Genomic DNA, 23,085 nt, shown 5'->3' with positions numbered 1-23,085 from the left:
GGCCTCTCAGACCTTCTCTCAACTTTGGAAAGTATCAAAAATGGTGACCCCTATGACTGGAGAATACTGTTGACGATGGTGACGGGCCACGGAGAGGAACGCCAAGCCCAGGCGGTAAGAATTCTCGATCCGATCAAAGACCGAATACTTGAAACTCGAATACCCCGTACTGAGGCGATTGAACGAAGCCAGATGGAAGGCGAATCGGACGAGCCGCTCATTCCCATCGTCCTATCTAAGACATCGAATAGAGGATCTCAGGCGTACCGCGCTTTGGTGAAGGAGGTTCTTGAAAAATGGCCAGCCTGAAGAAGAAATTTGAATCCATTGGACAAGGTGACGTCGGACTCACATTCGACCCTCTGGCGACCGACATTGCCCGCCTTGCGATGCTACCGATTGACCAGGTGGAACCAGACCCCGACCAGCCACGAAAGGATGTTGGAGACATTGGAGACCTTAAAGCCTCGATCCTGGAGCACGGCATAATTCAGCCATGCATTGTTTCGGTTGTAGCGGAAGACCGCTACCGACTGATCGCGGGAGAGCGTCGATACACAGCGGCTAAAGCGGCGGGACTGAAAACGATTCCCTGCGTTGTGCGGACGGTTGAAGAGCACCGAAAACTTGAAATCCAAATCATTGAGAACATCCACCGGAAGGAGCTGAATCCTGTCGAGGAGGCTCATGCCTATCAAAGGCTCATCGTGGAGTTCAGTCTTTCTCAAAGACAGCTTGCCGCCCGACTTGGTATATCTCCGGCGAGTGTCAACGAGACGCTCAGGATTCTCACATTGCCCGAAGACATGATGGAAAGCGTTCGGACGTCCGAACGCTTGACACGATCCGTTCTCCTTGAGATAGCAAAAGAAGAAGATCCTGATACTCAGCGTCAGCTGCTCACCAAGGCCCTTCACGGCCAGCTCACCGTCAAGACTCTCCGCCAACCCCGTTCCACCGACCACGACTTACCACCCTCTAGTTCCACTTCTATCAAGCTCCCAGACGCCACCATCACTATCCGCTTTCACACTGCCGAGCACTCTCAAGACAGCATTCGGCAAGCTCTACAGAACGCTCTCGACAGTCTCGATTCCTAGCTCCTGGAGCTTTAGCTATTCTGACTTCCTACCGACATCACACCTGACTCACCTTTGGATGAACGACATGGCGAATCATGTCGTACAATTGAGTCAGAAGTTCAAATGGAGAAACAAGCCGCTGCAGAGTTCTTAGGAGTTAGCGTTCGCACATTGGAGCGATTTGCCGCCGCTGGAAAAGTGAAGACCGGGCGGGCCAGACGTAAGACGAGGCCAGTTGTGACATACGACGAATTTGACCTGGAGCGTCTTAGAGTCGAACTTGCGGGACGCTCAACGGGGGAAGTGTTCGGACGTCCGAACACTTCACAGACGAAAGGAGCCATAGGGTTTCGTCTTACAACTCACTACATCCAGAGGCTAGAAGAGGAGGGAGAAAAGCGCAACATGAGTAGCTCCGAGTTTGCAAGGATGCTCGTGATTCGAGGGCTTGAGGAGCATCCTTCCGAGAGATTCATAAACGAAGTGCGGGCGGTTCGCGAGCACCTCGGTGAAATGTTCTATTTGGTTCTGGTCTCTAAACTTGGGGCGACCGAGCAAGAAGCGGCAGATATTATCAAATTGATCACAAAGGGAGCCGGATGACATGTTGAGCATGAGCGCAATGTCAGGTGGGCAGGCGGGCTATTATCTCGGGTTGGCGAGGGAAGACTACTATCTGGAAGGAGGCGAACCGCCAGGAGTTTGGTTTGGCCAAGGCGCTGAAACGCTTGGTCTGGTCGGTGAGGTGGAGCCGGATCATCTCTACAATCTCTTTGACGGACTGTCTCCGAGTGGGGATCGAATGCTCGTTCAACTACAGCAGCATGAAGGGAAAGCAGAGCATCGTCCAGGTTGGGATTTGACATTTTCCGCTCCGAAATCGGTCTCAGTGTTGTGGTCACAAGCATCTGACGAGATTAAAAAGGTGATCCAAGAAGCGCACTTTTGGGCTGTAAAGGAGTCGCTCAGCTATCTCCAGGATGTAGCAGGCTTAACTCGACGAGGAAAAGGAGGTCGTCAAATGGAGTCGGCAGGGTTGGCAGTGGCTTGCTTTGAACACTCTACTTCAAGGGCATTAGACCCTCAGCTACATACTCATGCGCTTGTGATGAATATTGGAGTGCGAGAGGATGGGACCACGGGTACGGTGAGTTCACTTCCTCTATTTCTTCACAAAATGACCGCAGGAGCACTGTATAGAGCTGAGCTATCCGCCAGATTGGAAAGTGATCTAGGGGTCGAAATCGAAAGGCAAAAGACTTGGTTTGAAATCGCAGGCGTCTCCAAGGAGCTCGTCCAATTTTTCAGTAAACGGCGCGAAGCTATCGAAGCTGAAATGTCTCGAAGAGGCGTCGCGACTGCGCAGGGAGCCGCCGTTGCCGCGATTGAGACAAGGGACGCTAAGGAAGCAATTTCTCGTGCACAACTTTTTGAGGACTGGATTCGGACCGGAAGTGAATTCGGCTGGAGTGCCTCGCAGGTCGAGCGTCTACTAGGTTCAGTTATTCCTGCGCGAAACAAAGAGAGAGAACTTAGTGAGACTGGAATTCTTGCGTTAGCGAAGATCACCTCCGAGCAGGCTCACTTTTGCGAACGTGAATTTATTAGACGAGTTGCTGAAGAATCCCAAGGGCGAGGGATATTTGCAAAGGATGTTAGGGCCAAGTGTTCTCTGGATCTCCAACGGTCTCCAGACATCATCCGGCTCGGGCTTCATGGCTCAGAAAAGAGATATACGACTAAGCAAATGTTGCTCTTAGAAAAGTCTCTGCTTGATAAGGCGGAGCAGATGGCAGAAAACATTCTCCATCAAGTTTCGCCTGATATAGGAGTAAAAATCTTATCCGTCAACGGTGAACTCAGCGAGGAACAAATGAAAGCGGTTTGGCATATCGCGGTTGAGACAGGAGCAGTGGCCTTGAGTTCTGGAATGGCAGGAACTGGAAAAACGCGAATGCTCGACGTTGCCCGTCAGGCATGGGAGGCGCAAGGGTTTACGGTATTGGGAGCCGCACTTGCTGCACGAGCCGCAGGCGAGCTTGGAGCAGGAGCGATGATCCGATCTACGACCATAGCAAAGCACCTTCACGAAATTGCCAACAATCGCAGCGAAATTAAAGCAGATACGGTGCTTGTTGTCGATGAGGCTGGAATGGTTGCGACTCCTGACCTTGAGAAATTGGTGAGTTTTGCTCAGAGAGTTGGCGCCAAATTAGTTCTTGTCGGAGACGAGCGACAATTGCAACCTATCGGTCCTGGAGCGCCGTTCATGGAATTAGGCGCCAGGTTTGGAAGGGCAGAGCTGAATGACATTCGGAGACAACATGACCCGTGGGCACGTCAGGCAGTCAAAGACATGGCGGATGGAAATACGAAAGAGGCCGTCAATGCCTTTGCGTCTCGTGGTCTTCTCAAGATCTCCGAAACCAAGTACGACGCGATGACTGAATTAATAAAATCGTGGAGACAGGCCGATCTTCCCCTGAAAGAATCTCTCATCATTGCCTCTACACGACTTGAAGTTCGTGAGCTAAACAGGCTCGCTCAAGATGAAAGGAAGAAGGATAAGGAAATCGAAGAGCAAGGAATTGAATTCAACGATGAAATAATGCATGTCGGTGACCGAGTGATCTTCACAAAAAATCACAAGACGCTGGGAGTCGTCAACGGAGAACGTGGCACGATTGTCGGAATCTCTGGCGATGGAGAAAGGATGTCGGTGAGCCTGGATTCGGGTGAAAAAGTGAGCTTCGAGACGATTGCGATGCCAGACATTTCATTGGGTTACGCGGCGACAACGCACAAGGCTCAAGGAGCTACAACGAAGGAGGCTTTCGTCCTCGTTGGGGGGAATATGCAAGACAGAGAGATCTCGTATGTGCAAGCTTCAAGAGCGAGAGAAAGAACAACCCTTTTTATGACTCGAAGCGAAGCTGGGGACGATCTCGCTCAACTGGTTAAAGAAATGGAAAGGTCCAGACAGAAAGAAATGGCTCACACGTTGACGAGACTCAAGCACGGACTAGAAGATCCTCAGCCATCTTAGCGATGTTTTGCAAGCAGTAAACTGAGCAAAAAAATGGTTCCCGAAGTACAAATTCTTTTTGTCATAGTGATCATTGCCGTGGTGTACCTGTTCCTTTCATGGATTGGTCAACTCAGTCGAGGCGTTGGTGACCGGATGAAAACAGAAGTGACTTCGAACGGACAGTTGCAATCTGGGGAGGAGCTTCCTAGTATTGCCATGCCTAGTCACTGGTATCCACTTTTAGGTGGTCAAATACCTACATCAGGATTCGACTCAGCGCTTGAAGAACAAATCATAAGTCAATACGGCCATTTCTTGAGCCAAGACTCCGAAGGGGACATTTCAGTTGCAATGTTCGCTGAGCCTCCTGACAAGGGAATTAAACGTACAGTCGTTGCCTGTTATCAACCGAACAACAAAATCAGGTTCATCGGCTGGATTGTAATCACAAGACGCGGTCCACTTTTGGATTGGAAATTGTATGCCTCTGAAATTCGAGCATTCAAGACCCCGAGGTTTGAGGATTCCCACTTTGCATACGGGAGTCATCAGCATGAGAGATACAACCAAACCGAAAATGGCACAGGGCTAGTCACTGCTGTGTGGGATGCTGCTTTTTCGAACCTAACGACTGATGAGGTTGCTAAGCAAGCTGCATGGTTCAAAAGCCTTTTGGCTTCATATTGGACCGTAAGCTGCCAGTCGGCTCTGAGTCGAGATAGGATCGAACTCTCCGGAGAGCAGAATCAAGCAGGCTGGGAGAGAAGATGAATCGACTCAGTCAATGAATGTGTCTAATTCAATAGGTATAACTTTCTGATGAGTGAAGAGATAACCATATGTACTACAGTGATTGCTCTCCTCATCGCGCCTTGTCTCTTATTGCGGGTTAAGGATGGCAGGTGGCCCGCGTTTTGGCATTGCTTTGTTTTGCCTGTCATTCTTTCTGCTCTGCTTCCCATTGGGGTTCAGCTTGCGATGCCAAATACCGCAGCAGTTACCCTCGCGCCGATTATTGTTCCGACATTTATAGTGTCACTAGCACTCTTCGTTGGGCTTGGAGCGAGGGTCATAGCGACTAGGGGAGAACAACCTAGCACAGACTCAGTTAACTCATTTTCTGGTGGGTTGTTAGCGCAATCTATTCTTGTTGGGGCAATCAGCGCGGTTGGTCTGTTTGTGCTCCCTGTCATTCTGAACACGAACGGGCTGATCGTGATTGCTTTCACGATGGGCACTATGTTTTACGCATTTCGGTCTGAGATGCGTTTAATTTCCCACTATCAGGATGAGCCTGCAAATTTAGGAGCAAATAAGAACGTCGCTCCTGGACAATATCCCACCAGAGTCGTGATGGGTTCAGATTTCCATTCAGAGTTCCTCGCTCCAATAACCTTTCAGTCGGGAATTGCAACTTCGCAAATGTTAACTTCAGTGTTGCAGCAACTCGAATTGGCTTTGAAGGGTGTAGCGATGCCGCCGAAGTATCGCCTGATTCGGTTGAAAACTCTTGGTTGCAAAACAGTCCTATCGACCGAACTCGAGTCAAGTTCAGTAGGAGAGATTTACTCTCTCGGCATCGAGTGCAATGGCTCTCTTACTAGAACTATCGGGGCCTTGAGGCTGAACTCGGTTGGTAATTCAGTCTCTGTGGTGATGGATTCAAAGGAGACAATTGCAATCTCAAAAAATGCTTCGGTATGGCTAGTCTCCGCTCTTTTCCCAGAGCCGAAACGTCCAGAACAAGCGGGCCCAGATACATCGGGTGCTGGCTTTTTTGCAATGCTCGCATTTATGGGTTCGCTTGCAATTGGGTATTGGCCGGGATTCTTGATCGCTGGCGGAATTGGTGGAGTGGTTAGCGCCATAGTGGTAACTATTGGGTTCATGATGGGAGCGCAATCTTTGCGCATCAAGAAGCAAAAGCAATCCGAGGAATTTCGCATGCTAGTCCGGCTGGCATTGATGCAATCGTATCAGAGCATTGTTCCAATTATTGGGACTCAGCAGAGAGCCGAGTCGGCAGTAGACGTCTCCACCAACCCTGTCGAGTCGAGAATTAATCGAACGATTTCCGAGCGGGAAGGTTGGGTCCGTGAATGAGCAACTCGCAAGCTGGAATACCCAAATCCTTTCGCTGGGCAGGCGGCACAGTATCGAGAAAATACGGTGACGAACACTACTTAGTTATCGGAGCCAGCGGAAGTGGCAAGTCAACTCTGATTAACCAAGCGATGCATTCTATCATCAGTGATAGTGGCGTTCGGGCTGTGGTCTATGACCCAAAACAGGAACTCATCCCGTTCCTTGCAGGACTCAGAATAGACTCCGATGCCGTACCACTCGACAGCTTAAAGATTCTCAATCCTTTTGATGTTCGGTGTTCAGCTTGGGATATGGCATCCGATATCGATTCGTCCATCGCCGCAAGACAATTAGCGACAATCCTGGTGCCAGATTCTGAAAAGGGTGGTGCCTCGGAGGGATTCTTTACCAGCGCAGTGCGAGACATTCTTAGTGGGGTCGTGCTGGCATTCATTGAGTGTGTGCCGAATAAGCGAACCTGGGAGTTCCGGGACGTCTTGTTGGCTATGCTTTACGAACCCTACTTAAATCTGATTCTGCAACTCTTTGAAACCCGATCTGGGGTTCCTTTTCCTATCTTGCAGCGACTTCGGGATAACTATTTGGGCGAACTGACTGACCCAAGAACAAAAGCCAACATTCGGGCTAGCATCAATAGCAAGTTATCAATTTACGAGCCTGTAGCGGCAGGTTGGTATCATGCGATGCAACCAGGCGGGCGCGGCAAATTGTCATTAAAGTCTTGGATTAATGAAAAGCCAGGACCTGGTTCGCCCGGCTCAATATTGGTCTTGGGCAATGATGAGTCTGCACGAGCTGCTATTGACCCGATCAATCAAGCGATCTTCAAACGGATCACTGAACTTGTACTTGCACGTCCTGAAAGAAGCCCTCAAGAAAGGGCAGCTGGTGATAATCAGATATGGTTCTTTCTGGACGAAATTCGCGAAGCAGGACGGTTGGACGGTTTGAGTCGGCTATTAACGAAAGGAAGGTCTAAGAACGCTTGTGTTGTGATGGGATTCCAAGACATAGATGGGTTGAAGGATGTTTATGGAGAAGAAGTCGCGAACGAGCTCTGCTCTCAGTTCAACAACGTTGCCGTGTTGCGAGTGAATAGCCCTGCTACAGCTCAATGGGCGAGCGATCTGTTCGGAAGGAGGATGGAGCGAGGTAAAAATGACTCGCTAGGTTTCTCGACAGGCGAGAATGCGAGTCTGACCTCGACACGCGGCTCCACAGATATGGAGCGCCCCTTCTTCTATACGGATAGCTTCTTGTTTGGCAGCAACGCTTCGGCATCGAAGTCGGTCCGAGGAATTAGAAAGGGCCCGGATATTGAGTCAAAGGGCTTATCCCTCGAAGAAGTCCAGGAACGATCGATGTTCGTCGAGAAGGAGGAGGCTCCAAGAGTGGACTTGAAGATAATCGCATCTCGGTACCAAAGGGCGACTGGAGCGAAAGAAGAGATCGCATCGCTTTTCGTCTCAGAATGCATACAGAGCGCCCCAAGCGACCAACTTTTGCCGCCCTGGACCCAGGACGACCTAGACAGGCTCGGATTCGACGTGAATTTGGCGGACATTTTCAAGGATCAACAGCAAGCGGCGGCACTTGGTGCACCCGACAAACTGACAGGTATTAGTGCAGGTGAGCATCTCAGAGAATTGCTCAAACTTAAGAAGAGGGGCAAGGAATGAAAGAGTACGAGGCTTCATATGCGTATCGCGGTGTGACATATAAGATACAGGGCTATGAGTTGGAGTCCGATAAGCCACTTTTGGTGGTTGAACCCATTGGACAAAGAGAGCGAATTGAAGCAAACCGTAGCGGGTTTGCCGAGTTTGCAACCGGCCACAAGTTCCAAGGGGCGGAGAACGTGACTTGGTGGGAAAAGGTGGACGGCAAGACCACCGAATATTCGTTTCGTAATCGTCGAGAGGAGACGCTACTTCCAAAAGGTATGGACGCTGACTTACCACCAGATGATCTCACTGAGGCGAAGCGGGCCGATCTCTCCATGACTCAAGTGTTTCGCCATGATATTGAATCGCGTGAAGTGCCGCTATCTGAATGTAAAGAGAGAGCACCGGATTCCTTCCAAGAATGGCATGAGGAGCTCACAAGGCCGAAACGCCCAAATGGTCCAGATTTCGACTGAACAGTTAAGCTAGTTTTGAAGATGAATGAGCTGAAGTGAGCCGATTTCTCCATCCAAAAGGGCTTGGTGAGTTGGATAAGGAGTGCCAGCCCAGGGACACAGTTCGTCCTTAATTGGTCCCCATGCATCCTCACTCTTATCGGCGATGACAAAGATGTCGTGACTAGGGTTGTCGGCAAGTACGGGGAAGACATGAAACCCGTTAATGTCCCAATAGCCGTTTATAATAGGGTCCATCGTGCCGAGGAGACGATCCCGTTGCAATCCTCGAATGAATTTGAGTAGACCAACAGCCGAGGCCGTTTTCTTTAGTCGATGGACTGCGAGTTGAGTTGCGAGAAGTCTCGGATCATTCATTAATCCATCGGAACACCTTTTTGGCCAAGTGTCAAAATCTTTTTGAGTGCGATGAATGGGAAAGCGCGAAGATTCTCCTCATGATAGGGCGACTCGCTTATTAAAGAACAAATCGGACTACTTAGAACGGCAGCCATAATCTTGATATGGAGTCTCAATCGGTAAGAGTATTTTTGGAGCTACCAGGGGAGCTGGTGGTCATGGAAGTGCCCAAGGTTGAAGCGCAAAGACGCTTCTTGGCACTCGATGCAGTTCAAATGCCTTTCCCGCCACCCTATGATTCGAGCGGCAGGGGCGTCGATTCATCTTCAAATTCGTACCCCAACGAATCCCATCGCACCCGTGTCATGGGGTTCTATGAAGTGATGCAGTACCCGTTTCCGCCACCTTACGATCATACTGGGCGGACGATCAGGGAATAACGATAAGAATCATGGGTGACTTAACTTCAACCGAAAAAGCAGTGAGGATTGTTGACGCTGCAATCGCTGCTGTAAAAGAAATCGAGAGTCTGCCTGCGTCAGCCCCACTGGAAGCTGATGCCGAACTTATTCGAAGCTACCACGAGGCGTTCAAAGATGGAAAGACTTTCTCAGACCTTTACGGCGCGGAAGATCTTCGACCGTATTTCCGCAGACAAAGCGGTGCGTTAGATTTCTGCACTCGAATTCTCCACCTAAAGGATTCCGGCCAGTTATCATCGTTCAAGGAATCTCTGCGTCACTTTGCTGATGCGGGAGTTTCGCCTTCTTCTCCAATGACCGACTATGACGACCTAGATGAAAAGGCGAAGCACCACACGCGATTACTCTTCGAATTCTATGTTGCTTCCGGAATTACCATCAACAGCGGATCGCTTGCTGAGATAGCCGGAACCAAGGATCAGTCACAGAATAATCCTGATGTGGAACTCTCGAACTGTTCCATCGAAGCTTTAGCCTGCAAGTTGGTAACTTCAAAGAACTATGTAACCGTCTTCAATCGGCTGATGGAAGGAGCCGCTCAAATTGAAGCTGGTTCTTGTTCCAACGGATTGGTTGTGCTCGATGTTCGTCACTGCGTTGATCAAGAGCTGTTGGTTCCTAAAAATGGTGATTCGTACCGGACGTTTACTTCTGAGGCACAGGCACTTGAAGCTCAAGAACAAATATTTCATGAGATCGCTGAAAGTATCAATCAAGTGATGACAGAGGATGACGCAACCAGCTACGAAAACAAGACCCATCGACGGGGATACCTGATCGCCGCTCAGTCTTTTGCCATAATCGAGACCGAACATGGGCCAGTGCCGTTCAATTTGAACAAAGCCAGATTCGTCCCCATCGTCTTGGACGAGGGAACAACCCCAGAGAGGTTGCCAGAAATATTCAAGGACGAGTTGAATTGCGCCCAGTGGATTGCAACCACTCCGCCGCGCCCTTGAGTAGTCGAAACAATAGTCACACATAACCCCTTTTATGTGAGGCTTCTTGTGTGCCAAACTCGTCTGAAGGAAAGACCATGGACGGAGACACACTTCTACTACCAGTGAGGGCGAACTCCCCAGATTCGGGGGGTCATCTTATGCCCGCCCTTTTCGCAAACGCGCCCACAGAGGCGCAGAGGGCTTTTCTGGAATTCTTCGCGGTCACGATTCCGAACGCCAACACCCGCGCAGCCTATATGCGCGACGTGGCAAGGTTTGCCCAGTGGTGCGACGAGAGGGGCTTCCGCCTGGAGCAAATTACGAGCATCCATCTTGCCTCCTATAGGGAAGAGGTGTCCCGCGAGCTTTCCAACCCGAGCATCAAAAGAAACTTCTCAGCTCTTCGGATGCTTTTCTCGTGGTTCGTTGAGAAGGGAGTCCTCGACCGGAATCCAGTGCGAGAGGTGAAGACGCCGAGGTTCTCGCGCTCCGAGGGCAAGACGCCGGCATTCACTCCGGAGGAAATGCACCAGCTCTTCGAGAGCTTCGACACTGATTCGATTGTCGGCCTTCGAGACCGGGCACTTATTGGAGTCATGGTCTTCACTTTCGCGCGCGTCGAGGCCGTCGTCTCGCTCCGCGTGAAAGACGTCATGGAGGTCGGAAGGCGCACAGTCATCCGGCTCAACGAAAAAGGCGGAAAGGAGAGGGAGATTCCTTGTCACCACACACTTGAGGAGTATCTCGACGCCTACATCAAAGCGGCCGGAATAGAGAAGGAGCTGAGCAGCGTGCTGTTCAGGAGCGCCATCGGTCGAACCGGCAAACTCTCAGAAAAGCCCATCAACCGAACCGACGCCTACCAGATGATTCAGCGCAGAGTTCGAGATGCAGAGCTTGCGGGACGCTTTTCTTGCCACAGCTTCAGAGCGACTGGAATCACAAACTATTTGGAGAATGGCGGAAATCTTGAGATGGCTCAGTGGATTGCTGGCCATGCTGACAGCAGGACAACCAAGCTCTATGACCGTCGCAACCATCGAGCGACTCTCGCAGACATCGAAAGGATTCGTTTCTAGCTCCAAATCCTAGCCGCACTCCGTCTCCATGAGGTATCAAAGAATTGTTTGATGGTTGATCTTCGACAAGTTTTTTCGCTCACGGACTTTCTCCGGCATCACAAAGACCACGTAGCAAGACTTGGTGCCTCGAAAAAACCCGTGATCTTGACGGTCAACGGCAAGCCCGCTTTGGTCCTCCAAGACGCCGCAAGCTATCAAGATCTCCTGGATCGGCTAGAAGAAGCTGAAAAGACACTCCCCTAGACTCAATCATGCACCCGCTCTATAAAACCCGCTTCACTCGATGGCATGACTTGGAAGAGGTCATCGAGCAACTTCCAACTTCTACAGAGAAGGGGGATGCGTTCGAGGAATTCGTGTTCTTTTACTTTGAGCAATATCGAAGCACTTATCAAATCGAAGAACACTATTGCCCAGTCGCGCAAAAGGCTCCGTTCCCGAAGAAGGTCAAAGACGCGCTGAAACTTGAGGCCAAAGATTATGGTGTTGACGGTGTCTACATAACAACTTCGGGCGAATACACCGCATACCAATGCAAATTCAGGTCGAATCGGAACGGTCTCTCATATGCTGACCTCGCGACCTTTTGGGGTGAGGCTGAGTATGCCGATTATCGGTGCACCGTCACAAACGCTGCAACGATTCCCCATGTCGCCGACAAAAAGATTGGGCACATGGCAGTGTTACCAAGCCATTTTGATCAACTTGGACCTGATTTCTTCGCGCTACTACACGACTATGCAATCTCTTCCGAGATCAAGAAAAAGCCGCGTAAGGTGCCAAGAGATTATCAAAATGAAATCCTGGAGAGTCTGAATTCTGGGCTGAATGAGCACGACCGGGGAAAGTTCATTGCGGCGTGCGGCATCGGAAAAACTCTGATCTCGCTTTGGCTGATGGAATTGAGAGATCCTCAAACTGTCCTGTTTTTGGCCCCAAGTCTTCAATTGATTAGGCAAACACTCGGAGAGTGGGCAGATGAAGCGGGAACACCCTTCGATTACCTCTGCGTTTGCAGCGACACCACTGTAGCTTTGGAAGATGAGAACACACTGGATTTGTCTGAGGTAGACGTACCCGTTACGACCGACTCGGACACCATAAGCAAATTCCTTTCGAAGAAAACTGACCGAAAACGGATCATTTTCTCAACTTACCAATCAGTCCCCGTCTTAGCCGAAGGCGTTGCTGCCGGAGACTTCGCCGCGTTTGACCTTGCCATCTATGACGAGGCTCACCGGACAGCAAGCGGCGGAAACTCAGGTCTCTTCTCGGTTGCTCTGGATGATGCGGCTGTCCCTTGCAAGAAGAGACTCTTCATGACGGCCACTGAGCGAGTGGTGAAAGCGCACCTCAAAGAAGCAGCTGAACGAGCCGATGATGTTGTTTTTTCAATGGACGACGAAAAGCTATACGGACCAACCCTGTTCAGACTCTCGTTCGGAGAAGCGATTGATCGAGGCATCATTTCCGACTATAGATTGGTGTTTGCTGGCACCCACTCTCAAGAGATCGGCAAACTGGTAGAAGCTAATAAGTACGTGAAACCAGATGGTGCTCCGGTTGGGGCACTTGAACTGGCGCAGTCGATTTATCGAAGGCTTTTGCTTGTCCGATGCATCCAAGATTTGGGGTGCTCCAAAACCGTCACTTTCCACTCCAAAGTCTCTGAGGCTCAAGTCTTTGCCAAAGCTATGGCCGACGATCTCGGTGGTGATGTGGCCGTGCACCATGTCAACGGCTCCATGTCCTCTTCGAAGCGAACGGAGTTAATTGGTGACTTCGAGCGGGCGGACGCTGGCATCTTGACGAACGTGCGATGCCTCACAGAGGGCGTTGACATCCCGCTTATTGACTCCGTTTTCTTTGCAAACCCTCGTGGATCGCTTATTGACATCGTGCAGGCCGTCGGCCGTGCCCTGCGTCAGCCCTTTGGCTTCAAAGGAAAGCTCGCTTACATTATCATTCCAATCCTTCTGGACGAATCGACCGGGGATTCAATGGTTGGGCCAGGGTTTGACACTCTCTATAACGTCATTCAGGCTCTTCGGGATCAAGACGAAAACCTCGCTGAATGGATAGATGGCATTAACCTCGGCGCTGTGACCGGGAAGTCGATCTCCTCCGGAGGAGGAAGCAAGCTTCAACTTATCCTTCCGCCAACGATCAACCTAGAGAACCTTTCAGAAGCTCTGCTCTTAAAAATTGCCGACGTGAATAAGGACCCTAGCGACCATCAGGCGATTGGCAGCAAGCTCGGTAAAACGGAGCGAAAGAGCGCCTACACACGCGTCTTCAAGACTCTCTGTGACTACACCCCCGAAAAACTAGAATCGAGTCTTGTGGCACCAACGCTTGCCCTGATGGAGGACATTGCTATTGCCTACGATTCAGCGGTTGTCCGCCTGAACAACAATAACGTTTCGCACTGTCTACGACTCGGAGTGATCGAGGCCTTGGAGAACCGGCGCTTTCGGCTCACTCCTCTGGGAATGGCATATAAAGCCGGTGACATCTCGTTCACAAGTCTCTTTAAGAACCAAATGCTCAAATATGCCGATGCCAGCAGTGGCAATCGTCTATTCCCCTACCGAATCGCTTTCGAGTTCATGCGCGAAGTCAAGTCCCTTGGTTTCAGGGAATTTATATATACGCTTTACTCCGTCCAGGTTGATTCAAAGGGTGTTCCTAATACGGAGGAGATTATCCGAAGAGCAGTTGCGATTCAGAAGGACTTTCCCAATACAGAACTCACGAGTGAGGCAAACAAGGGTCTCGTTCTCGAAAAATTGAACGGATTGCACCCCGTGGGATTTACCTACAACGACGTCTGGACAGATCGAACCACGACCGGAAACCAGTTTCGATATGTAATGAGGCACCTCGAGCTTTTCAAAGACCTCTTCAGGTTCGATGCGCCGACCAATAAGCTCCTTTTGGTAGAAGGTCAGGAACAAGCCGTCTCGGATTACTTGGCTCTAACTGAAGGTCTACTTGTGGCCAACGACTACGGGTCAGCTCGATGGACAGCGGAAGAGGGTTCGAACTAATGGGTGGAAATACTTATTACAGGGGGACCACAGAGTCCGCAGGGCATTCTCCGATCTACAAGATGCACCGCTATTTTGCGCGGCGGCCACACAACGTTTTTCGTTCATTAGTCGACCACTACTGTCCTGAGGGCGGACTGATCGTTGATTGCTTCGCTGGGGGGGGAGTTTCGCTCATTGAGGGTCTCAGTGCAAAAAGACGGGTGATTGCCTATGACGTCAACCCTGTAGCTAGCTTCATTCAATACGCTCAGCTCATTGACATCCCTGACGAAAGATTTCGCGCGATCGCAACGGAGATCCAAGCACGAGTGCGTTCAGAATTTGGAACCCAGTTTGAAACGACGTGCCGCACGTGTGCAGCGGTCGCACAGGTTCGATGGGTCGAGCATGCTTACAATGTGGAATGTCCGGGCTGCCAGAAGCAGACTCCACTCGCTAACGCCAATAAATTCAAAACGCCAGAGGGAAAGGCGACGGATGGCCAATATAGTTGTGTTCACTGTGGGTCAAAAATTAAAGCGGCTTCAATCGCACGTATCTCCTCAACAATCCTAAATCTTCGCGTTCGCTGCAATGAGTGTGGAAGCCAGAGCACGTCTGAGCCGCTTCCGTCAGATATAAACAAATTCGATTTCTGCACCACAAATGAAGACTCAATCGCATCTTCCCTTAATTTGCGCGTTCCGGATGATCTCATCCCTTTGGACTGGGATCGACAGAAGGAAGACTGTTTGCACCGGAAGGGCTTTACACACTTCCGGGATCTCTTCACGCCGAGAAACAGGTTGATCAGTGCACTCTATTTTTCAGCCCTGGACGACATGCGATATGAGATATCCGAAGACGAATACGTTTTTGTTCTGCTAGCTATAAGTGCTCTCCTACGTTACACCAACAACATGACATTTTCCGTTGATGGTTGGATGGATGGCCGCCCGGTAGCTTGGGCAAAGCACGCTTATTGGACTCCGAATCAATTCATTGAGTGTAATCCTCTTGAATATTTTGAGAAGCGAATCAAAGCCGGCATCTCCGGATTGAAGGACAGGCGATCACGCTTTAGTAAGTCTTGTCATCATGGAACGGTCACCGAAGTGGTTACTGGTAAATCGTCATATTCGGTCCAAAGCACTTCCTCAGAGTCGATGGAGTTGCCTGATGATTCCGTTGATCTGGTTCTAACCGACCCGCCTTATGGTAGTAACGTTCAATACGGCGAGCTATGCCACTTCTGGAGTGTTTGGCTCAAAGACCGCCTGCCGTTCTCGGCGAAACTGTTTGATCTGTCTGATGAGATCCTTGTCCATCGGAAGTCTAGTGCTACTGACAAAGAAGCGAAGACTTTCGACGATTACCGAGAAGGCCTCACGCGAGTCTTCAAGGAGTGTTACAGAGTTCTTAAACCAGGAGGATGCCTCGTGTTTACTTTCAACAATAAGAATCCGCGAGCGTGGTTTGCAATGATTAGAGCCACTTTAGACGCTGGCTTCGATATCGAGGAGCACGGGATCACCTACCAAGGCGAAATCGAGGCATACAGGGACACAGCACACCAAAGGCACGAAGGGACCGCGAAAGGTGATTTCATATACACCTTCATCAAAGGCAGTGATAACAAGCCCAAGCTCTCCCCGGTAGAGCGCGGCGGGAAGCAGCTTAATTTGAGCTTGTTTGAAGACTCGCTCCCTAACCAAGGGGGGCCGGAGGAGAAGTATATGATCACCCTAATTCAGGCGATACGCCAGGGCGCGGATGAGGATGAACTTTCGGATGTTATGCAGCGACTTGAGCAGCCTTCGGGGGTACTTGTTTGAACTTCGTTGCGCCTGCACAAAGTGTTTTGCTGAGCGTTGAGCCGGAACGCTGCGCGACAGCAAATCTTCAGTGTGAACAAGATTGGTCCAACCTCAAATCGGTATTTCGTTCGCAGAAGCTTGCGACCAGCTTGGAACACATTGAATCAACTTCAAACACGACCTACGAAATCGGGCGATTTGCGGGCCTTGTCAATATGTCTAGGGCAGCCCAGCAGCCATTTCATCGTTGGGTGAGATACCGCGAAGGCTACTCGGGTGAATTAGTTCAAGAGATCTTACGTCGCCACCCGATTGATAAAGAACGTGAGTTTGTCATGGACCCTATGTGTGGATCTGGTTCCACCTTGGTAGCTTGCTTACAGAGTGGAATGGCAGCTCTTGGAACAGACGTCAGCGGCTACGCGGTGCTTTCCAGTCGGGTGAAGACGCGCCGTTACACCGAGTCAGACATTCAATCACTCCTTGCTTGCCTAAGCGATTTTGAGTCAAGGCAATTTGAAGCACAATCACCGATTCCGCATTCGAAAGCGTCAACTTTGAGTAAATATTTCGAAGCGGGACGATTGGCCACACTTCACTCGATGCTGGAATGGACGTACACCTTGAGGTCGATTGAGGAGCAAGAGTTTTTTAGATTGAGCGTTCTATCCTCCCTCGAAGATTGCTCGAATCGAAAGAAGGATGGCAATGGACTCGCGACGCGGCCATCACCAGTGTCCGATGTTAAGGGACGGGTGCTGCTTCAATGCAAACTAATGCTCGAGGATATCTCATCGCACGCCTCAGCAGATCTACTGCACACTCAGGCGATTGAAGCCTCTGCACTTGATTTGAGCGAATCTGCAACCGCGTTTTCTTGCGACTCAGGTCTTTCTCTTGGCTCGATAATCTTCTCACCTCCATACGCAAATTCCTTTGACTACTTTGAATCGTACAAGCTGGAGCTGGTTTTTGGAGATTTCATCAGTGACACGTCCATAAAAGGTGATCGATCAAAGATGATCAGAAATTACCGGATTGGATACGGGGGAGAGTTAAAGAGCGACAACGAATTAGTTGAATTGCTTTGCCGAGAGATTTGGGAGCAGATTCCGCAAAAGGAAAATGAGACTGGTGTCCGTGACGGACGCACCAGGCTTATTCCAAACATGCTCCGGGCCTATTTCGAGGACATGACCGAAGTCTTGCGTCAAGGTCTCCACAGCCTCAATACTAATGGAAGAATGCACATTGTGGTCGATCAGAGTGCCTATGTTGGAGTTCCAATCCCGACAGATCTAATTTTCTGCGATATCGCTCTTAAACTTGGATACGAGGTGGAAGCAATTATTGTCTGCCGAAGGGCTAACACGTCCGGGCAACAACTAAAGCGGCACCCGTATCTGCGCAATCTGCTTCGTGAAAGCATTGTAACCTTGAAGAAGCTTTGACCCTTCAATCCCGTGGCATTAGGTGAGAGCGGCGGAGGGAACAAAACGCGCCCTCTTCACCGATAATTACATGATCGAGCACGTCTATATGGAGAAGCTTGCCCGCCTGGTGAAGGACTTCAGTGACTTGAATGTCTTCGGGTGAGGGCGTTGTATCGCCGGAAGGGTGGTTGTGGCCGAGGATTATTGAAGCCGCGTTGGCGAGGATTGCCGCCTTAAAAACCTCACGAGGAGAGACAATCGCACTGTTGAGGTTACCGATGCTCACGGTATGAATCCCGATCACTTGATTCTTCACGTCGAGCATGAGCGTAACGAAGTGTTCTCTGTCTTCATGTTCCAGATACCGCCGCAGGAGGGCCACAGCGTCATGAGCGTCCGAAATTCCGGTTCTCTTGACGCCCGCTTCCCTAACAAGTTGAACCCGAAAAACTGGAGGCATCAGATCGCTCAACTCTGATTTGGATTCTTGATTCCGAGCTACTTGCTGTCTCCTCATGCAATTTTTCCCTTTCTTGGGGATATGGAATTGCCTTGCGTGAGGTGACTTAGGATCTCCAGAATTTCCCACAGGAACCGCCTTCGACTTGCGTAGTTGAAGCGCTGCTCAGGCCCGACGCCTATGGAAAATCCTGGAGACGAAGTGTTCGGACGTCCGAACGCAATTCTCTGAACCAGACCGACGCTTGGCACCGATAGGTGAGAAATCTATCTTAAAGGAGCCAACGTGAAGACCGAACAAGCCAAAGATATTATCGACAAACACATCGATCAACTAGCCGAAAACCTCGATTCCGGACACAGCGAGCAGCTCACCGAGTTCCTGTCCACAATGGCTAAATTCCACCGCTACAGCCTTGGAAATGTGCTTCTGATCATGGCTCAGAAACCTGATTCAACCCACGTCGCAGGATTCAACACATGGAAGTCACTCGGTCGATACGTTAAGGCAGGAGAGAAGGGGATTGCAATTCTCGCCCCTATGGCCTTCAAAAATCAAGAGTCAGAATCGCTTCCGAATGAATCCGACGAAGACGAAGAGAAATCTATCAGATTCCGCGTGGTCTATGTTTTCGACGTGAGCCAAACCGACGGCGAACCTCTGCCAGAGTTCGCCAAAGTCACCGGAGATCCGGGCGACTACTCCGAGAGATTGAAGGGCCTGGTCAGGCAACTTTCAATCGAGCTTGAGTACAGCGACCAGCTTGGAGGTGCATTAGGTGTTTCGAGGGGCGGCAAGATTGCGCTCAAAGAAGGGCTTGACCCTTCACAAGAATTCACCACTTTGGTTCACGAGCTTGCTCACGAAATCCTGCATCAGGGCGATGAAAGGAAAGGCTCCACCAAGACCAGCAGGGAGCTTGAAGCCGAAGCCGTCGCCTTTGTCGTTGCCCAGGCCATTGGTCTCGATGCCGGAACCGCAAGCTCCGACTACATTCAGCTCTATCGCGGGGATAAGGCCCAACTCACCCAATCCCTTGACGCCGTGCGAAAAGCCGCATCGCTCATCTTGGAGGCGATTGTCGAGTAATCAGTTTCCAGTTTGCCCCCTTTTCGCTTTCAGATTTTCATTTCCAGTGGCTATTTGCCGTCCACAGGCTCATGACCTGCCAACAGGTTTGGCATGCCCCGAGCGACAGTTTGACGAAAATTTTCTGGCCCCTATCATGCCTTCTCCTGAAGCAAGGTTCTGGTTTCTCACGATTAGGGGTGAAGAAACACAAACCTTTTCAAGGAGGCATTTATGAAAATCGAAAGCGCAAAGTTCTCACTCGGACAAACCCTGATTACCCCAGGAGCAAGAGACACGCTTCTTCCCGAGGACGTTCTCCGCTCGTTGCGGCGACATGCGCGAGGGGATTGGGGAGATTGTTCTAGGGACGACCACGATGCGAATGATATTGCATTAGAAGACAGTTCTCGAATCTTCTCCGTGTACCACGACGCCTTAGGCACGAAGTTCTGGATTATCACCGAGGCCGACCGCGCATCAACAACGGTTCTACTCCCAAGCGAATACTAGGGACTGGCCTTCGGGCCTTTCCTTTTGCTATCCACTTCGACGCCGAGTGAGGATTTCATTCAAGGACGGCTTCACATGAGCCAGGTCGAGAAATTCCTCCGGAATCGCAATGTGAAGGGCTGAATGTCGCTGACGCAGCATCCGACCGAGTTCGTTGTTCGGCTCGCGCAGTTTCAAAATCTCTCTATCTCTGGTGACGAGCGCAAAGGCCCCCGTATGAATAGCGAGATCCAGGTAGGGCGCATCATCAGGATCAGGCGGAAAATCGAAAACCTTGGGGACTCGTTCAACGTAGATCGCGGCCCGGTGAAGATGGTGGAACAGGGCTTCAACTCGCTTTGGCGTGATTCCGGGGAGCTTGGCTTGAAGCCACGGCATCGAGAGAACGTATCGTGCTTCATCAAGCACGTATTTACTCGTAAGCAAGCGATCCGGCCCTTTCAAGACGTGGGCAAAACACTGATAGGCAGCTCCAGGAAACGCCACCGCTTGCACGAAGACATTGCAATCAAAGACGGACATTCTCATTCGGAACCTCCCTTCTCACGCTCCGAGCGAACCCGTATGACCGCACTTTCGATGAACCTCTCCACATGGTTAGATTCAAGTTCGATGTTGTCCTGGTGGATCTCCCGAAGTATCTCGATGATCGCTTTGCCCGCTTGTTCAGGTGGAAAATGCTGACCGAGCAAAGGGGATGGAATGGGCTGGTGTTGTCTTCGTCTTCTCATGACTCTATTGGATGAGCTGCACGAGCGATGGATTCAGGAACCAGATGTTCGGACGTCCGAACACTTCCCTACCGAGGATTCGTGACGCTTTTACGTGGGGTGCTCCGTCTTCATTTATTGGGTTGACAGCGGAAATCATTCGAGTTGAAATTACTCGATGAGATTGCGACCGTTCACCCAGAGGATTAACATGGCCCGAGGAAGAAAACCGACAACTGGAAGAACCGTGACGCCAGCAGGAGTCACGTTTGAACCAGGTGTTTTAGAGTATCTCGAATTGTTGCGCGACCGCGAAGAAAGGTCACGAAGTTGGCTGATCAACCGAATGGTGAAAGACCACGCCGCAAGTTCTGGAATCGACATCACTTCTCTTGCATCTAACCAAGCATCACAAATGACGAGTTGATTTGAACCAGAACGAAGCCAACGACCATACTGGAGCACCGACAACAGCGCAAGCCTTCCAAGGCTACGCGCCGCCAACGTCGAGCACAACCTATACGCCGAACCAATTCTTCGACGTAGTGCTTCCCCGTGCGTCCCGTGGTTGCCTTCGACTGGTTGCCTATCTCATTCGGAAGACACTTGGCTGGAGCGACGAGTACGGCAATCCGCAAAACCCAGAAGCGACCGTCACCTACCGCGAACTCATCGAGAAAGCGGGGATCGGACGGGGACGAATCAAAGAGGCAATCGAGGAGGCCATAGAATGCCGCTTCATAAATTGCTTGCGCTTTGGACAGCCCCACAAGGCGGGAGAAGAAGGTTTCAGCGCCCTCTATTCCCTGCGATGGGATGAGCGCGAAGACTACATCACCGACCGTGAGGAATTCGACGGTTTCTTTGCTGGAAACGGCAACCTCACCCACATCCCTAACGACTTCTTTGACTTCACGATCCCTAACGAACCACTAGCCCTCGTGAAGGTCGTCGGAGTGATAATCCGGCACACCATTGGTTTCCAGACCAAGTTTGGATTCAGACGCCAACAGGTCGAGATGTCATTCACTGAGATCATGCGAAGGGCGGGAATAGCATCCCGATCCACCATGAGCATTGCGATCCGAGAGGCACTTGAAAAGAATCACGTTTGTAAGGTTTCCGAAGGATTCTTTGACCCGAACGCTGGGGCCGACAGCCAGGCTGCGACCTACGGGATCAAGTGGCTTGAGCCATCCCAAGAAAGACCTCGCATTGAACCTAAATCAACCAACGGTTCCAAAATCGAACCGGGGGATCGGTTCCATAATCGAACCGGAAAATCAGAGACGGTTCCAAAATCGAACCGGGGAATGAGTTCCAAAATCGAACTGGATAACGGTTCCAAATTCGTACCGGGAACGGTTCCAAAATCGAACCAGGAAGCGTTCCAAAATCGAACCGATATTAAAACAACATCTATAAACAACTCTTTTAAACAACAACAGCAGGTGGTTGTTTCGGATGCTGTTGCTGTGGGGTCGCTTGAACTTCGTTCTTACCGGATTTTGATTGAGGAGGGATTCGATGAGGATGCAGCTCGATCCCTAGCAAGCAAGTATCAGCTAGAGAGAATCCAGGAGCAGATCGGTGCGTTACCTTTAAGGAAAGTGAGTCGCAATAAGCTCGGGATGCTGAGAAAAGCAATCGAGGAAAATTGGCCGATTCCTGAAAGTGCTCGGACGTCCGAACAGACATCCAAAGCAATTGAATTCGTCGGATGTTTTTACGCCGCGCTTGCCGGAAGAGAAGGCGATCCAACCGTTTTGCCTAGTCGCCAGGAAAGTGACCAAGCGGAGAAATTCTTGGAAGCCATTGGCAGAGTCCTCGGTAGAGATCTCGATCCAGCAGTCCTTGGAAGGTCATTCGGAGGTTTCGTCAAGAGAAATCAAAACCAAGAGAAGAGTGCCATTAGGAGCCTCTCATTAGCTGTTAGAGCTTTCGGGGACGGCTTCTTTGCCAAGCTCGAAGAAGACGAGCGAAAGTCACGAAGACAAGCAATTGAGGAGGCTCGAACGAGCCATCAACAGCAGTATTCAGAGGCGTTCAATCAGTATGAGTCTTCACTACTCACAGTCTTCGCCGTGGAGAATCCTGAGCTGGTTAAGACGTTCGAGGAAAAGAACAATCAGCGGCTTGTCCGGATGAAGGATATGAGCCCAAAGTTCGTTGAGCAGATGAAGGCCCGGCTTGAGGACCCCGCAGAGAAGGCGAAGATGTTTGCCGACTATCTGAGGGATGAAAAGAAAGTGGAGGTGCTCGATTTTTGGAAATGGGACGAGCTGCACAACCCCACACCGTTTAGATTTGAAAGGGAAAAAAGTCTATGAGCACAACAATCGCAATCATCAACCAGAAGGGAGGAACGGGAAAAACTACTACAGCCGTGAATCTCGCGGCGGGACTTGCCCGACTTGACCATAAAGTGCTCTTGATCGACCTTGACCCCCAGGCACACGCAACGTATGGCTTAGGAGTGGATCTCGATGAGTCAGAGCTGCCAACAATTTCAGAGGTTTTAGGTGAGGAGAATTTGCCGCTTGCAGACATCCTGCTTGACACAAGCGAAGAGAATTTGAAGTTGGCCCCGAGTGACATTCGCCTTGCAAGAACGGCTAGGCTCATGGACTCCAGGACGTTCAGAGAATCCGTCCTCAAGAAGGTGATAGCGAGGGTCGAGGGATTCGACTACATCATCATCGACTGCCAGCCGACGCTCGACGTCCTCTCGATCAACGCATTGGTTTGCGCCGACAAAATTCTCATCCCGACACAGCTCGCGGGTCATGCCCTCAAAGGCCTCTCAGACCTTCTCTCAACTTTGGAAAGTATCAAAAATGGTGACCCCTATG

The 23,085-nt window shown here is 50.6% G+C and carries 23 protein-coding genes; 19 read left to right on the top strand and 4 right to left on the bottom strand.

Annotation, left to right across the window (positions count from 1 at the left end; all coding sequences use genetic code 11):
* The 8 genes from WCK51_15865 to WCK51_15830 form a co-directional block, all read left to right on the top strand.
* Positions 1-309: hypothetical protein (locus tag WCK51_15865; GenBank protein MEI7578365.1), on the top strand; the 309-nt coding region annotated here is incomplete at its 5' end.
* Positions 297-1,100, top strand: coding sequence for a ParB/RepB/Spo0J family partition protein (locus WCK51_15860; protein MEI7578364.1), 804 nt, complete (start codon positions 297-299; stop codon positions 1,098-1,100). The genes WCK51_15865 and WCK51_15860, both read left to right, overlap by 13 nt.
* 105 nt (positions 1,101-1,205) lie before the next feature.
* A complete protein-coding gene (locus WCK51_15855) occupies positions 1,206-1,685 on the top strand; it encodes a hypothetical protein (protein MEI7578363.1) in 480 nt (159 codons plus the stop codon).
* Positions 1,686-1,695: 10 nt separating this feature from the next.
* A complete protein-coding gene (mobF, locus tag WCK51_15850) occupies positions 1,696-4,128 on the top strand; it encodes a MobF family relaxase (GenBank protein ID MEI7578362.1) in 2,433 nt (810 codons plus the stop codon).
* Positions 4,129-4,161: 33 nt separating this feature from the next.
* Entirely contained in the window at positions 4,162-4,881 is a 720-nt protein-coding gene (locus tag WCK51_15845) for a hypothetical protein (GenBank protein MEI7578361.1), read from the top strand.
* A 357-nt stretch (positions 4,882-5,238) separates the two neighbouring features.
* Positions 5,239-6,213 carry a hypothetical protein gene (locus WCK51_15840; GenBank protein ID MEI7578360.1) on the top strand — a complete coding sequence of 325 codons (975 nt, stop codon included), beginning with the start codon at positions 5,239-5,241 and terminating at the stop codon, positions 6,211-6,213.
* Positions 6,210-7,895, top strand: coding sequence for a type IV secretion system DNA-binding domain-containing protein (locus tag WCK51_15835; protein ID MEI7578359.1), 1,686 nt, complete (start codon positions 6,210-6,212; stop codon positions 7,893-7,895). Before WCK51_15840 ends, WCK51_15835 begins: the two co-directional genes overlap by 4 nt.
* Positions 7,892-8,356 carry a hypothetical protein gene (locus WCK51_15830; GenBank protein ID MEI7578358.1) on the top strand — a complete coding sequence of 155 codons (465 nt, stop codon included), beginning with the start codon at positions 7,892-7,894 and terminating at the stop codon, positions 8,354-8,356. The genes WCK51_15835 and WCK51_15830 overlap by 4 nt, the downstream gene beginning before the upstream one ends.
* Positions 8,357-8,365: 9 nt before the next feature.
* On the opposite strand, the gene WCK51_15825 is transcribed toward WCK51_15830, so the two are convergent.
* Positions 8,366-8,593: a hypothetical protein gene (locus WCK51_15825; protein MEI7578357.1), complete on the bottom strand. Its 228-nt coding sequence runs from the start codon at positions 8,591-8,593 to the stop codon at positions 8,366-8,368.
* A 553-nt stretch (positions 8,594-9,146) separates the two neighbouring features.
* Here WCK51_15825 and WCK51_15820 point away from each other — a divergent pair.
* The 6 genes from WCK51_15820 to WCK51_15795 all read left to right on the top strand — a co-directional run bounded on the left by WCK51_15820 (position 9,147) and on the right by WCK51_15795 (position 17,500).
* Positions 9,147-10,136, top strand: a complete 990-nt coding sequence (locus WCK51_15820; GenBank protein ID MEI7578356.1) for a hypothetical protein — start codon at positions 9,147-9,149, stop codon at positions 10,134-10,136.
* 140 nt (positions 10,137-10,276) lie between these two features.
* Positions 10,277-11,197, top strand: a complete 921-nt coding sequence (locus WCK51_15815) for a tyrosine-type recombinase/integrase (GenBank protein MEI7578355.1) — start codon at positions 10,277-10,279, stop codon at positions 11,195-11,197.
* A gap of 51 nt (positions 11,198-11,248) precedes the next feature.
* Positions 11,249-11,443, top strand: a complete 195-nt coding sequence (locus WCK51_15810) for a type II toxin-antitoxin system prevent-host-death family antitoxin (protein ID MEI7578354.1) — start codon at positions 11,249-11,251, stop codon at positions 11,441-11,443.
* Positions 11,444-11,451: 8 nt separating this feature from the next.
* On the top strand, positions 11,452-14,250 hold the full coding sequence (locus WCK51_15805; GenBank protein ID MEI7578353.1) for a DEAD/DEAH box helicase family protein: 2,799 nt from the start codon (positions 11,452-11,454) through the stop codon (positions 14,248-14,250).
* 902 nt (positions 14,251-15,152) lie between these two features.
* Entirely contained in the window at positions 15,153-16,067 is a 915-nt protein-coding gene (locus tag WCK51_15800) for a DNA methyltransferase (protein MEI7578352.1), read from the top strand.
* Positions 16,064-17,500 carry a hypothetical protein gene (locus tag WCK51_15795; GenBank protein MEI7578351.1) on the top strand — a complete coding sequence of 479 codons (1,437 nt, stop codon included), beginning with the start codon at positions 16,064-16,066 and terminating at the stop codon, positions 17,498-17,500. Before WCK51_15800 ends, WCK51_15795 begins: the two co-directional genes overlap by 4 nt.
* Positions 17,501-17,504: 4 nt before the next feature.
* On the opposite strand, the gene WCK51_15790 is transcribed toward WCK51_15795, so the two are convergent.
* Positions 17,505-17,999, bottom strand: coding sequence for a JAB domain-containing protein (locus WCK51_15790; GenBank protein MEI7578350.1), 495 nt, complete (start codon positions 17,997-17,999; stop codon positions 17,505-17,507).
* A 228-nt stretch (positions 18,000-18,227) separates the two neighbouring features.
* Here WCK51_15790 and WCK51_15785 point away from each other — a divergent pair, with 228 nt between their 5' ends.
* A complete protein-coding gene (locus tag WCK51_15785; GenBank protein MEI7578349.1) occupies positions 18,228-19,031 on the top strand; it encodes an ArdC-like ssDNA-binding domain-containing protein in 804 nt (267 codons plus the stop codon).
* A 213-nt stretch (positions 19,032-19,244) separates the two neighbouring features.
* Positions 19,245-19,523, top strand: coding sequence for a hypothetical protein (locus WCK51_15780; GenBank protein ID MEI7578348.1), 279 nt, complete (start codon positions 19,245-19,247; stop codon positions 19,521-19,523).
* Positions 19,524-19,550: 27 nt separating this feature from the next.
* Here WCK51_15780 and WCK51_15775 read toward each other — a convergent pair whose 3' ends face one another.
* Positions 19,551-20,045, bottom strand: a complete 495-nt coding sequence (locus WCK51_15775) for a putative toxin-antitoxin system toxin component, PIN family (GenBank protein ID MEI7578347.1) — start codon at positions 20,043-20,045, stop codon at positions 19,551-19,553.
* A 2-nt stretch (positions 20,046-20,047) separates the two neighbouring features.
* The gene (locus WCK51_15770) at positions 20,048-20,254 is read right to left on the bottom strand and encodes a hypothetical protein (GenBank protein MEI7578346.1); all 207 of its coding nucleotides are present in this window, start codon (positions 20,252-20,254) and stop codon (positions 20,048-20,050) included.
* A 157-nt stretch (positions 20,255-20,411) separates the two neighbouring features.
* Between WCK51_15770 and WCK51_15765 the strand changes: the two genes are divergently transcribed.
* The 3 genes from WCK51_15765 to WCK51_15755 form a co-directional block, all read left to right on the top strand.
* Positions 20,412-20,660 carry a hypothetical protein gene (locus WCK51_15765; GenBank protein ID MEI7578345.1) on the top strand — a complete coding sequence of 83 codons (249 nt, stop codon included), beginning with the start codon at positions 20,412-20,414 and terminating at the stop codon, positions 20,658-20,660.
* A gap of 1 nt (position 20,661) precedes the next feature.
* Positions 20,662-22,563, top strand: coding sequence for a hypothetical protein (locus tag WCK51_15760; protein ID MEI7578344.1), 1,902 nt, complete (start codon positions 20,662-20,664; stop codon positions 22,561-22,563).
* A partial coding sequence (locus tag WCK51_15755) for an AAA family ATPase (GenBank protein MEI7578343.1) occupies positions 22,560-23,085 on the top strand: 526 nt, incomplete at its 3' end. The genes WCK51_15760 and WCK51_15755, both read left to right, overlap by 4 nt.

Source organism: Armatimonadota bacterium, assembly GCA_037138755.1.
Taxonomy (GTDB): Bacteria; Armatimonadota; Fimbriimonadia; order Fimbriimonadales; family Fimbriimonadaceae; genus Fimbriimonas.
Note: the sequence above shows the minus strand (reverse complement) of the source record. Positions and strands in the feature narration are given on the sequence as shown.

Coding starts and splice junctions, on each gene's coding strand:
- WCK51_15810 (MEI7578354.1), top strand. CDS start 11,249: ATGGTTGATCTTCGACAAGTTTTTTCGCTCACGGACTTTCTCCGGCAT.
- WCK51_15855 (MEI7578363.1), top strand. CDS start 1,206: ATGGAGAAACAAGCCGCTGCAGAGTTCTTAGGAGTTAGCGTTCGCACA.
- WCK51_15835 (MEI7578359.1), top strand. CDS start 6,210: ATGAGCAACTCGCAAGCTGGAATACCCAAATCCTTTCGCTGGGCAGGC.
- WCK51_15800 (MEI7578352.1), top strand. CDS start 15,153: ATGACATTTTCCGTTGATGGTTGGATGGATGGCCGCCCGGTAGCTTGG.
- WCK51_15770 (MEI7578346.1), bottom strand. CDS start 20,254: ATGAGAAGACGAAGACAACACCAGCCCATTCCATCCCCTTTGCTCGGT.
- WCK51_15775 (MEI7578347.1), bottom strand. CDS start 20,045: ATGTCCGTCTTTGATTGCAATGTCTTCGTGCAAGCGGTGGCGTTTCCT.
- WCK51_15825 (MEI7578357.1), bottom strand. CDS start 8,593: ATGGACCCTATTATAAACGGCTATTGGGACATTAACGGGTTTCATGTC.
- mobF (MEI7578362.1), top strand. CDS start 1,696: ATGAGCGCAATGTCAGGTGGGCAGGCGGGCTATTATCTCGGGTTGGCG.
- WCK51_15765 (MEI7578345.1), top strand. CDS start 20,412: ATGAGATTGCGACCGTTCACCCAGAGGATTAACATGGCCCGAGGAAGA.
- WCK51_15820 (MEI7578356.1), top strand. CDS start 9,147: ATGGGTGACTTAACTTCAACCGAAAAAGCAGTGAGGATTGTTGACGCT.
- WCK51_15790 (MEI7578350.1), bottom strand. CDS start 17,999: ATGAGGAGACAGCAAGTAGCTCGGAATCAAGAATCCAAATCAGAGTTG.
- WCK51_15780 (MEI7578348.1), top strand. CDS start 19,245: ATGAAAATCGAAAGCGCAAAGTTCTCACTCGGACAAACCCTGATTACC.
- WCK51_15815 (MEI7578355.1), top strand. CDS start 10,277: ATGCCCGCCCTTTTCGCAAACGCGCCCACAGAGGCGCAGAGGGCTTTT.
- WCK51_15860 (MEI7578364.1), top strand. CDS start 297: ATGGCCAGCCTGAAGAAGAAATTTGAATCCATTGGACAAGGTGACGTC.
- WCK51_15805 (MEI7578353.1), top strand. CDS start 11,452: ATGCACCCGCTCTATAAAACCCGCTTCACTCGATGGCATGACTTGGAA.
- WCK51_15830 (MEI7578358.1), top strand. CDS start 7,892: ATGAAAGAGTACGAGGCTTCATATGCGTATCGCGGTGTGACATATAAG.
- WCK51_15845 (MEI7578361.1), top strand. CDS start 4,162: ATGGTTCCCGAAGTACAAATTCTTTTTGTCATAGTGATCATTGCCGTG.